Below are 11,048 nucleotides of genomic sequence, written 5' to 3' on the forward strand. Positions count from 1 at the left end.
GCCGGCGTGGGCTAGCGGGGCGGGGTGGCGAGGGCGAGGCGGCTGGGGAGGACGCTGGAGGCGACGGCGAGCAGCAGGCACAGGGCGGTGCCGGCGCCGAGCGGTGCCCAGGGCAGTCGCAGGGCGATGGTGGCCCGGCCGGCCAGGATGCGGTGGTTGAGCAGGGCGGTGGTGCCGTACTGGGTGAGCGCGGTGACGGCCAGGGCGAGCAGCGCGGCGGTGGCGACGACCAGGACGGCCTCCAGCGCGACCATCGACGTGACCTGGCGGCGCACCGTCCCGGCCAACCGCAGCACGCCGAAGTCGCGCCGGCGGTCGGCGGTGCTCATCACCATGGTGTTGACGATCGCGATCAGCGCGTAGAGCAGGGCGGGCCCGAGGATCGTGGTGGTGGCGATCCAGGCGTAGTGGGCGCCGGGGTCGGGCCCGGGGTCGTGGGCGTCGGTGAGGGTGCCGCCGAGCCGGTCGGCCGGTTCGGCGTCGAGGTGGACGGCGGCGGGACGGGCGCCCGCCAGGTGGCCGGCGACGGCGTCGCCGCTGAGCAGGACCTCGTCCAGGCCGAGCTGGGTGCGGTAGACGAGGGCGAGCCGCAGGCTGGTGACGGTGCCGTCGGCGAGGCGCAGGTTGACCTGGTCGCCGAGTTTCCAGCCGTGGCCGCGGACCTGGTCGGTGGAGGCGGCGAGGGTGGCGCCGCGCAGGTCGGCGGCGCTGCCGTCGACGGCGGGCAGTGTCCAGGCGGTGGCGAGGTCGCCGTCGACGACGGTGGCGGCGGACGGCGCGCTCGCGGGCGAGTCCTCGCCGTGGTCGTCGAAGGCGGGGGCGGCGGCGCCGAGGCCGGTGACCACGGTGGCGGTGGTGGCGGTGGCGTGCAGTCCGGGGCGGGCGGCGGTGAGCCGGTGGGCGGCGTCGGCGGGCAGCGGGGCGCCGCCGGGGCGCAGCACGTACGCGGCGGCGGCGAGGGCCCGGTTCTGGGCGGTCATGGCGTCGGCGAAGGCGGCGGTGGAGCCGACCACGGTGCCGGTGAGCGCGATGGCGAGGAAGGCCGGGGTGGCGGTGGAGACGGTGCGGCGCACGGCGGTGAGGGCGTTCTGCCGGGCGAGCAGCGGGGCGGCGGCGACGGCCCGGGCGAGCGGGGCGCTGAGCAGTCGCAGCAGCGGCGGTACGACGGCCGGTGCGAACAGGGCGAGCGCGGTGATGGCGAGCAGGTCGGCGCCGAGCACCCACTGGGAGGCGAGTTGCGGGTCGTCGGGCTGGTCGCCGGGGGCGGGGGTCATGGTGGGCGCGGCCAGGTAGTAGCCGACGGTGCCGGCCAGGGCGGTGAGGCCGAGCAGCGCGCAGGTCCAGCGCAGCGGGGTCATGGCCGCGCGGTCGGCGGCGGCGTCGCCGAGCGCCTCGACGGCGCGCACCCGGCCGGCCCGCAGGGCGGCGGTGACGGCGCCGAGCAGGGCGACGAGGAGGCCGACGGCGGCGGCGAGCAGCATCGGCCCGGCGGCGGGGTGCGCGGTGAATCCGTCGGGGGCGGCCCCGCGGGCGACCAGCCAGGCGGCGAGCGCGGGTGCGCCGGGCAGCGAGAGCAGGCAGCCGCTGACGGCGGCGGCGAGGGCGACGGCGGCGGCCTCGCCGGTGATCAGCCAGACGATCTGCCGGGGCGTGGCGCCGACGGCGCGCAGCATCGCGATCTCCTGGCGGCGCTGGGCGACGGCGAAGGCGAAGGTCCCGGCGACGACGAAGACGGCGACGAAGGCGGCCATCGCGGCGGTGAACTGGAGCACCTTGTGCAGGGAGGGCGCGCCGAGCGGGGAGTCGTCGCCGGCGGTGTCGTGGAGCAGGCTGCCGGTGGTGGCGACGAGCAGGACGCCGAGGGTGAGGGCGACGTAGGAGCCGGCGAAGGCGGACTTGCGCCGCCGCAGGCTCGCGGTGGCGACCGGCAGCAGGGTGGTGATCGAGGTCATGCCGCCGTCTCCAGGGCGGTCATCCGCTCGGCGACGTGCTGGGCGGTGGGGTGGGGCAGGTCGTCGACGATCCGGCCGTCGGCGAGGAAGAGCACGCGGTCGGCGTAGGCGGCGGCGACCGGGTCGTGGGTGACCATGACGGTGCTCTGGCCCTCCTGGTCGACGAGGTCGCGCAGCAGGGCGAGGACGTCGCGGCTGCTGGCGGAGTCCAGGGCGCCGGTCGGTTCGTCGGCGAACAGCATGCGCGGCCGGGTGATCAGCGCGCGGGCGATCGCGACGCGCTGCTGCTGGCCGCCGGAGAGCTGGGAGGGCAGGTGTCCGGCGCGCTCGCCGAGGCCGACCTGGGCGAGCGCCCCGCGCACCTGCGCGGGGTCGGGGCGGCGGCCGGCCAGCCGTAGCGGCAGCCCGACGTTCTGTTCGGCGGTGAGCGAGCCGACCAGGTTGAAGGCCTGGAAGACGAAGCCGATCCGCTGGCGGCGCAGCACGGTGAGCTCGGTCTCGCCCAGTGCGCCGAGGTCGGCCCCGTCCAGGGTGACCCGGCCGCTGTCGGGCCGGTCGAGGCCGGCGCAGCACTGGAGCAGGGTGCTCTTGCCGGAGCCGGAGGGGCCCATGACGGCGGTGAAGCCGCCGCGGGCGAACTCGACGTCCACCCCCCTGAGCGCCCGTACGGCCTCCGGGCCGGTTCCGTAGGTGCGGTGTACGTCGTCGAGCCGCAGGACGGCCCCGTTCTCCCCCGTGATCTTCACAGCAGCCACACCTACCACGGTGGCCACGGCCCTGACCAGGTGGTTTGGGGGAATCGTTATGCCGTCAGCCGCCGTGCCCCGCCGAGGACTTCGGCGCGGACCTCGGTCCCGCCGACGGGGCGGTGCAGGAAGACGTCGACCGGATCCTCGTGGACGACGGTGAAGCCGTGGCGTTCGTACAGTCGCTGGGCGGCGCTGCCGCGGAGGACGACGAGGCGGAACGGTTCTCCGGCGGCGTCGGCCTCGGCGAGGAGGTGGCGCAGCACGGCGGTGCCCAGGCCCCGCCCCTGGAGGTGCGGGGCCAGGTAGAACAGCTCCAGGTGGCGTCCGCCCCGCTCGTCGGGGCGGACGGTGACGCAGCCGGCGAAGGCCCGGTCCACCAGGATGACGGAGGTGTACCTGGTCGAGAAGGACGCCGTCACCCGCTCCCGGGAGCGGGCCGGGTCCCAGCGGCCGAGGCGTTCCAGGTCGGCGCGCATGACCTGGGCCTTGAGGTCCGTGACGGGTTCGAGGTCCTCGGGCGCGGCGGGGCGCAGGCTCCAGTCGGGGGCGATGTTCACGGCCCGCAGTCTGGCAGCCGCGTCACCGCTCCGACCAGCCGTTTTCGTCAGGACACCGGCCGGGAGTCGGCCCAGGCGCCCTCGAACTCCTCGCGGTAGACCTCCAGCAGTCCGGCCTCGGTGCCGCCGGGCTGCTGGCCGGCGCCGCCGCGCAGCACCAGGGCCGGGGACTCCATGCCGCGGGCGCGGCGCAGGTAGGGCTGGATGACGCCGAGGTCGCGGCCCTGCCGGCGGCCGCCCGCCTGGCCGGCCGTGCGGGGGCCCTCGACCAGGTAGGCGGTGAAGCGCGGGGTCTCGTCGAAGACCCGGATCTCGAAGCCGCCCTGGTCCCGCAGCCGGGCCCGCACCCGCCGCACGTGCATGATGTTCATTTCGATGGAGCGCGACAACTCGCTGCGGCCGAGGCCGAGTTCGCGTTCGCGGCGGCGCACCGCGCTGCTCGCCGGGTTGAGGAAGAGCAGCCGCACCCGACAGCCTTCGCCGGCCAGGCGCACCAGGCGCTTGCCGGTGTAGTTCTGGCAGAGCATGCCGAGGCCGATGCCGAGGGCGTCGAGGCGCCGGGCACCGTCCAGCAGGTCCTCGACGGGGAGGTCGCGCTGGAGCCGGACCCGGTCGGCGTGCACGGCGACGACGTCCGCGTACCGGCCGGCCACCAGGGACTCGACCACGTCGGCGGGCACCCCGCCGGCGCCCCCGTCCAGGACGGCCAGCAGCCGGGCGGCGGCCCGCTCGGTCTGGGCCAGCACGGTCTGGGTGAGCACCCGGTTGCGGGAGACCACGTGCCGGGCCACCTCCAGCTCGTCGAGCGCCAGCTCGATCTCGCGCCGGTCGGCCAGGTACGGCTCGAAGCAGGGCCAGTGCTGCACCATCAGTTCGCGCAGCTGGGGCAGGGTGAGGAAGACCAGCGGGTCGTCGTCGGCCGGGTCGAGGAGGTAGCCCTTGCGGCGGCTGACCTCGCGCACGGCCCCGGCGCGGTGCGCCCACTCCTCGCCGGCCGGCCCGGCGGCGGCGGTGACCCAGTCCTCGCCGTGGGCGGGGGCGTAGATCGGGTGCAGCACCTCGTCGACCAGGGCGCGCAGCCGCTGTTCGACCAGGTTGAGCCAGACGTAGGCGCGGCCGGACAGCCGGACCCGCTGGTAGGCGTCCTCCCATTCGCCGGCCGACCAGGCCAGTGCGGGTATCTCGACCGGGCCGCCCTGGGCGGGCACCAGGGCCCGGCCGGTCAGGGTGGGACGCATGACCACCGTGGGCGCCTCGCTGCGGGTCGCGCCCCGGTCGGGGCCGCCGGGCCCGGAACCGCGGCCGCCGGCGGGGAACACCATGCGCCACCTCATCTGGTTGCTGCGGCCGGCCCCCGCGGGCGCGGGGACCGTCGAAAGCCCGTCGGCCCGCCCCGGGCGGCCGGACGATCAAGGGTACTGCCCGCCGCGAGCCGATCGCAGCCGGATGCCCGGGGCCCCTCCCGCACCACCGGAGCACTCTTCACACGAATGCCCGACGGGCGCTCGTTCGGCCCAACCCGGGCCGGATGTCCCGGCCCGCGGGGAGGGGCTCGGGGAGTATGCCCTGTGCCGCGCGTCACGGCGGCTGTGCCGTGCGTCACGGCGCACGGTCACGCACATGCCCGGCCGCCCGGCCGGGAAGAGAGCGTCCGGGCCCCGGCAGGCGGCCGGTCCCGTTGTCGGAGCACACGTCAGTTTCCGTCGGCAGCAAGGAAGTTGAGAAGTCATGCAGGTCTGGCCCGGTACGCCCTACCCGCTCGGCGCCACCTACGACGGGGCCGGCACCAACTTCGCCGTGTTCTCCGAGAGCGCCGACCGGATCGAGCTGTGCCTGATCGCCGAGGACGGCTCCGAGACGGCCGTCGAGCTGCGCGAGACGGACGCCTTCGTCCGGCACGCCTACCTCCCGGGCGTCCAGCCCGGCCAGCGCTACGGCTTCCGCGTGCACGGCCCGTACAACCCGGGCCTGGGCCAGCGGCACAACAGCGCCAAGCTGCTGCTGGACCCGTACGCCAAAGCGATGAGCGGGCACATCGACTGGGACGAGTCGGTCTACGGCTACCACTTCGGCGCCCCCGAGCGCCGCAACGACCTGGACTCCGCCCCGCACACCATGCACTCGGTGGTGATCAACCCGTACTTCGACTGGGGCACCGACCGGCCGCCGCGCACCGACTACCACCGCACCGTCATCTACGAGGCCCACGTCAAGGGCCTGACCCGGCTGCACCCGGGCATCCCCGAGGAGATCCGCGGAACGTACGCGGGCCTGGCCCACCCGGCGGTGATCGAGCACCTGGCCAAGCTCGGCGTCACCGCGATCGAGCTGATGCCGGTGCACCAGTTCGTCCGCGACCACCGGCTGCGGGACCTCGGCCTCGCCAACTACTGGGGCTACAACACCGTCGGCTTCTTCGCCCCGCACTCCTCCTACTCCTCCACCGGCGACCGCGGCCAGCAGGTGCAGGAGTTCAAGTCCATGGTCAAGGCGCTGCACGCGGCCGGGATCGAGGTGATCCTGGACGTCGTCTACAACCACACCGCCGAGGGCAACCACCTGGGGCCGACGCTGTCGCTGCGCGGCCTGGACAACGTCTCCTACTACCGCCTCGCCCGCGACCAGCGCTTCTACGAGGACACCACCGGCACCGGCAACAGCCTGCTGATGCGCAGCCCGCACGTGCTCCAGCTGATCATGGACTCGCTGCGCTACTGGGTCACCGAGATGCACGTGGACGGCTTCCGCTTCGACCTCGCCGCCACCCTCGCCCGGCAGTTCCACGAGGTGGACCGGCTGTCCTCCTTCTTCGACCTGGTCCAGCAGGACCCGGTGGTCTCCCAGGCCAAGCTGATCGCCGAACCCTGGGACCTCGGCGAGGGCGGCTACCAGGTGGGCAACTTCCCCCCGCTGTGGACGGAGTGGAACGGCATGTACCGGGACACCGTGCGGGACCTGTGGCGCGGCGAGAACGCCACCCTCGCCGAGTTCGGCTCCCGGCTCACCGGCTCCGCCGACCTCTACCAGGACGACGGCCGCCGCCCGATCGCCTCGATCAACTTCGTGACCTGCCACGACGGTTTCACCCTGCGCGACCTGGTCTCGTACAACGAGAAGCACAACGACGCCAACGGCGAGGACAACCGGGACGGCGAGTCCTTCAACCGCTCCTGGAACTGCGGCGTCGAGGGCCCCGCCGCCGACCCGGCCGTCGAGGAGCTGCGGGAGCGCCAGCAGCGCAACTTCATCGCCACCCTGATGCTCTCCCAGGGCGTGCCGATGCTCTCGCACGGCGACGAGCTCTGCCGCACCCAGCTGGGCAACAACAACGCCTACTGCCAGGACAACGAACTCACCTGGGTGCACTGGCCCGAGGGCGACGGGCCGCAGGCGCGGCTGCTGGAGTTCACCCAGGGGATGATCTGGCTGCGCCGCGACCACCCGGTGTTCCGGCGGCGGCGGTTCTTCCACGGGCGGCCGGTGTCCGCCTCCGGCGGCTTCGACGACCTCACCGACATCGCCTGGTTCACCCCGACCGGGGAGGAGATGACCAAGCGCAACTGGGGCGCCAGCTACGCCAAGTCGCTGACCGTCTTCCTCAACGGCTACGCGATCTCCGAACCGGACCGGCGCGGCGGCCGGATCGTCGACGACTCCTTCCTGCTGCTGTTCAACGCCCACTCCGAACCGCTGGAGTTCACCGTGCCCGCCGACCACGGGCAGGAGTGGCAGGTCGTGGTCGACACCGCCCGGCCCCGGCTGCCCGCCCCCGGCACCGGCGCCCGGGTCAAGGCCGGGGACGCCCTCTGGCTCACCGACCGCTCGCTGATGGTGCTGCAGCGGCCCGCCTAGGTGCTCCGGTCCGTACCGGCGGTGCCGCGGCGCCCCGCCTGGGGCGTGCCGGCGGTGCCGCGGCGCCCGGCCGGGCCGGTCACCGAACGCGGCGCGGGCCCTTCGGACGGCCGGGGGCGGTCACCTGTTCGGGCCAGCAGCGGGTCTTGGCGGCGGCCTCCCCCGGGTACCTATGGAGCTATGACCCCCGCCGCCGAGCCCGCGCAGCCCCGCCCGGCCGCCACCGTCCCCTCATCGTCGTACCGCCTCCAGCTCCAGCCCGGCTTCACCCTCCACGACGCCACCGGCGCCGTCCCCTACCTGGCCGCCCTCGGCGTCTCCCACCTGCACCTGTCCCCGCTGCTGGAGGCCGTCCCCGGCTCCACCCACGGCTACGACACCGTCGACCACACCCGGATCAGCGAGCAGCTCGGCGGCGAGCCGGCGCTGCGCGAACTGGCCGCCGCCGCGCACCGCCACGGCCTGCGGCTGATCGCCGACGTGGTGCCCAACCACATGGCCGTGCCCGCCCCCGAACGGCTCAACCGGCCACTGTGGCAGGTGCTGCGCGACGGTCCCGACTCGCCGTACGCGCGCTGGTTCGACATCGACTGGACCGCCCAGGCCGGCCCCGCCGACGCCCCCGGGCGCGGCCGGGTGCTGCTGCCGCTGCTCGGCGACCGGCTCGGCGCCGTCCTGGACCAGCTCACCGTGGACGCCGTGGGGGCGCCTCCCGGCCGCCCGGCGGGGGGAGTGCTGCGCTACCACGAGCACGAGCTGCCGCTGCGCCCCGGCACCGAGGAGCTGCCGCTGTCCGAGCTGCTCGGCCGCCAGTGGTACCGGCTCGCCTGGTGGCGCCTGGCCCGCACCGAGCTCAACTACCGGCGCTTCTTCACCGTCAACGAGCTGATCGCGCTGCGGGCCGAGGACCCGGAGGTGTTCGCCGCCACCCACGCCGTCCTGCTCGGACTGCACGCGGACGGCGTCCTGGACGGCTTCCGGATCGACCACCCGGACGGGCTCGCCGACCCGCGCGGCTACCTGCGGCGCCTGGCAGCGGCCACCGGCGGGGCGTCGGGGACCACCGGCGGGGCGTACGTCGTGGTCGAGAAGATCCTCACCGGCGAGGAGCGGCTGCCCGAGGACTGGCCGGTGGCCGGCACCACCGGCTACGACGCGCTGCGCCGGATCGACGGCGTGCTCACCGACCACGCGGGCGCCTGCCGGCTGGCCGGTGCGTACGAGTCCTTCCGGCACGGCGGCCCGGTCCGGGACCTCTGCGCGGACCCGCACCCCGCCGTCGCCGAGGCCCGGCGCGGGCGGGCCGACATGGCCGGGCCGGACGGCGAACTCGCCGCCGAGGTCGACCGGCTGGTGCGGATCGCGCTGCGGATCGGCGCCGCCGAGCCCGCGCACGCCGACCACTCGCCGGGGCAGCTGCGCGCCGCGCTCGGCCGGCTGCTCACCGGCTACCCGGCGTACCGGCCGTACGCCCGGCCCGGCGAGGCGGTCCCGGCCGCCTCGGCGCAGCAGCTGCGGGCCGCCCTGGAGGGCTCCGCCGACCCGACCGACCGGCTGGTGGCCGCACTCGCCCTCGGCGAGCTGGGCCGGGGCGCCGACAAGGACGAGTTCTGCACCCGCTTCGCCCAGACCGCCGCCGCGGTGGCCGCCAAGGGCGTCGAGGACACCGCCTTCTACCGCTGGAACGCCCTGCCCGGCCTCAACGAGGTCGGCGGCGAGCCCGCCCGGCCCGGACTGCGCCCCGCGGACTTCCACGACTGGTGCCGCTACCTGGAACGCACCTGGCCGCACAGCATGACGGTGCTGTCCACCCACGACACCAAGCGCAGCGCCGACGCCCGGGCCCGGCTCGCCGTGCTCGCCGAGCGGCCGGACGCCTGGGCCGCCGAGGCCGCCGCCTGGTCCACCGCCGCCGGCCCCGGCTTCGACCCGGACGCCGACTGGCTGCTGTGGCACACCCTGGTCGCCGCCTGGCCGATCGGCCCGGACCGGCTGGTCGCCGCCCTGCTCAAATCCGCCCGCGAGGCCAAGCTCCACACCTCCTGGACCACCCCCGACCCCCGCTACGAGCGGGCCCTGGAGCAGCGCGCCCGCGCGGTCCACGCCAACCCCGGGCTGCTCCCCCGGATCGAGGGCGCCGTCCACGCCCTCGCCCCGTACGCCCGCGCCAACACCCTGGCCGCCGCGCTGCTGCACCTCACCGTGCCGGGCGTGCCGGACCTCTACCAGGGCAGCGAGGAGCCGCTGTACACCCTGGTCGACCCCGACAACCGGGGCGTGGTGGACTTCGGCGCGCTCGCCGTGCGGCTCACCGACGCGGCCGCGCCGCGCCCCGGCGACCTCGCCCGGGAGAAGCTGCACCTCACCACCACCGCGCTGCACCTGCGCCGCGCCCGCCCGCTCGGCCCGTACCGGCCGCTGCACGCCGCGGGCCCCGCCGGTGACCACCTGCTGGCCTTCGCCCGGGGCGAGGACGTGGTCACCGCCGTCACCCGGCTGCCGTACGGGCTGGAGCGGGCGGGCTGCTGGCGCGACACCGTGCTGGAGCTGCCGGCCGGCGGGCCCTGGACGGACGAGCTGACCGGGCGCGACCTCCCGGCGGGCACGGTGCCGGTGGCGGAGCTGCTGGCGGCCCTGCCGGTGGCCCTGCTGACGAGGAGGCACTGATGCCGCGCTACCAGGTGTGGGCGCCCAACGCCGCGTCCCGCGTGCGGGTCGACGTCAACGGCTTCGCCTACGACTTGGCCCGCTGCCCGGCCCGGGACGGCTGGTGGTCCGGCGAGGCCCCGGCGGGCGACTACGCCTTCCGGCTGGACGACGGCCCGCCGCTGCCCGACCCGCGCTCGGCCCGGCAGCCGCACGGCCCGGAGGGGCCCAGCCGCGCGGTGGACCACGCCGCGTTCCGCTGGTCGCGGCCCGGCCGGCGCGGCCGGGCGCTGCCCGGCGCGGTGCTGTACGAGCTGCACGTGGGCACCTTCACCGCCCGCGGCACCTTCGACGCCGCCGCCGAACGCCTGGACCACCTGGTCGAGTTGGGCGTGGACTTCGTCGAGCTGATGCCGGTCTGCCCGTTCCCCGGCCGGCACGGCTGGGGCTACGACGGGGTCTCGCTCTGGGCCGTCCACGAGCCCTACGGCGGGCCCGAGGGGCTCAAGCGCTTCGTGGACGCCGCCCACCGCAAGGGCCTCGGGGTGGTGCTCGACGTGGTGCACAACCACCTCGGCCCGTCCGGCAACCACCTTCCCGCGTACGGCCCGTACTTCACCGACCGGCACCACACCCCGTGGGGCTCGGCGGTCAACCTGGACGCGCCCGGCTCGGACGAGGTACGCGCCTACCTGATCGGCAGCGCGCTGGCCTGGCTGCGCGACTACCGGATCGACGGGCTGCGGCTGGACGCCGTGCACGCCCTCGCGGACGACCGGGCCGTCCACTTCCTGGAGGAACTCTCCGCCGAGGTGGGGAGGTTGGCGGTCGCCACCAACCGGCCGCTGTTCCTGATCGCCGAGTCCGACCTCAACACCCCGGCCACCACCGCCCCGCCCGAGGCGGGCGGACAGGGCCTCACCGCGCAGTGGAGCGACGACTTCCACCACGCCCTGCACTGCGCGCTCACCGGCGAGTCCCAGGGCTACTACGGGGACTTCGCGCACGCGCCGCTCGCCGCCCTCGCCAAGACGCTCACCCGGGGGTTCTTCCACGACGGCACCTGGTCCTCGTTCCGCGGCCGCCGGCACGGACGCCCGTTCACCCCGCCCGGCAACGGCCACCGGCTGCTCGGCTACCTCCAGACCCACGACCAGGTCGGCAACCGGGCGCTGGGGGACCGCGTCTCCACCAGCCTCTCCCCCGGCCGGCTCGCCTGCGGCGCGGCGCTGGTGCTCACCTCACCGTTCACCCCGATGCTCTTCATGGGCGAGGAGTGGGGCGCCGCCACC

The 11,048-nt window shown here is 75.4% G+C and carries 7 protein-coding genes; 3 read left to right on the top strand and 4 right to left on the bottom strand.

Annotated elements, in window-relative coordinates:
* Positions 1 to 11 precede the first annotated feature (11 nt).
* The 4 genes from ACIQOV_RS09880 to ACIQOV_RS09895 are packed head-to-tail and all read right to left on the bottom strand — an operon-like array spanning position 12 to position 4,580.
* Entirely contained in the window at positions 12 to 1,952 is a 1,941-nt protein-coding gene (locus tag ACIQOV_RS09880; RefSeq protein WP_401046906.1) for an FtsX-like permease family protein, read from the bottom strand.
* Positions 1,949 to 2,698 carry an ABC transporter ATP-binding protein gene (locus tag ACIQOV_RS09885; protein WP_401046922.1) on the bottom strand — a complete coding sequence of 250 codons (750 nt, stop codon included), beginning with the start codon at positions 2,696 to 2,698 and terminating at the stop codon, positions 1,949 to 1,951. Before ACIQOV_RS09885 ends, ACIQOV_RS09880 begins: the two co-directional genes overlap by 4 nt.
* Positions 2,699 to 2,754: 56 nt before the next feature.
* The gene (locus tag ACIQOV_RS09890) at positions 2,755 to 3,258 is read right to left on the bottom strand and encodes a GNAT family N-acetyltransferase (RefSeq protein ID WP_401046909.1); all 504 of its coding nucleotides are present in this window, start codon (positions 3,256 to 3,258) and stop codon (positions 2,755 to 2,757) included.
* Positions 3,259 to 3,305: 47 nt separating this feature from the next.
* Positions 3,306 to 4,580 (bottom strand): SAV2148 family HEPN domain-containing protein, encoded by a 1,275-nt coding sequence (locus tag ACIQOV_RS09895; protein WP_401046911.1) that lies wholly within the window; start codon positions 4,578 to 4,580, stop codon positions 3,306 to 3,308.
* Between the two features lie 406 nt (positions 4,581 to 4,986).
* Between ACIQOV_RS09895 and glgX the strand changes: the two genes are divergently transcribed.
* The 3 genes from glgX to treZ all read left to right on the top strand — a co-directional run.
* Entirely contained in the window at positions 4,987 to 7,110 is a 2,124-nt protein-coding gene (glgX, locus tag ACIQOV_RS09900) for a glycogen debranching protein GlgX (RefSeq protein ID WP_401046914.1), read from the top strand.
* A 180-nt stretch (positions 7,111 to 7,290) separates the two neighbouring features.
* The gene (gene treY / locus ACIQOV_RS09905) at positions 7,291 to 9,777 is read left to right on the top strand and encodes a malto-oligosyltrehalose synthase (RefSeq protein WP_401046917.1); all 2,487 of its coding nucleotides are present in this window, start codon (positions 7,291 to 7,293) and stop codon (positions 9,775 to 9,777) included.
* On the top strand, positions 9,777 to 11,048 hold a 1,272-nt coding region (gene treZ, locus ACIQOV_RS09910; protein ID WP_401046920.1), incomplete at its 3' end, for a malto-oligosyltrehalose trehalohydrolase. The genes treY and treZ, both read left to right, overlap by 1 nt.

The sequence above is a fragment of the Kitasatospora sp. NPDC091257 genome (assembly GCF_044757675.1).
In the GTDB taxonomy this organism is placed as follows: Bacteria; Actinomycetota; Actinomycetes; order Streptomycetales; family Streptomycetaceae; genus Kitasatospora; species Kitasatospora lactacystinica.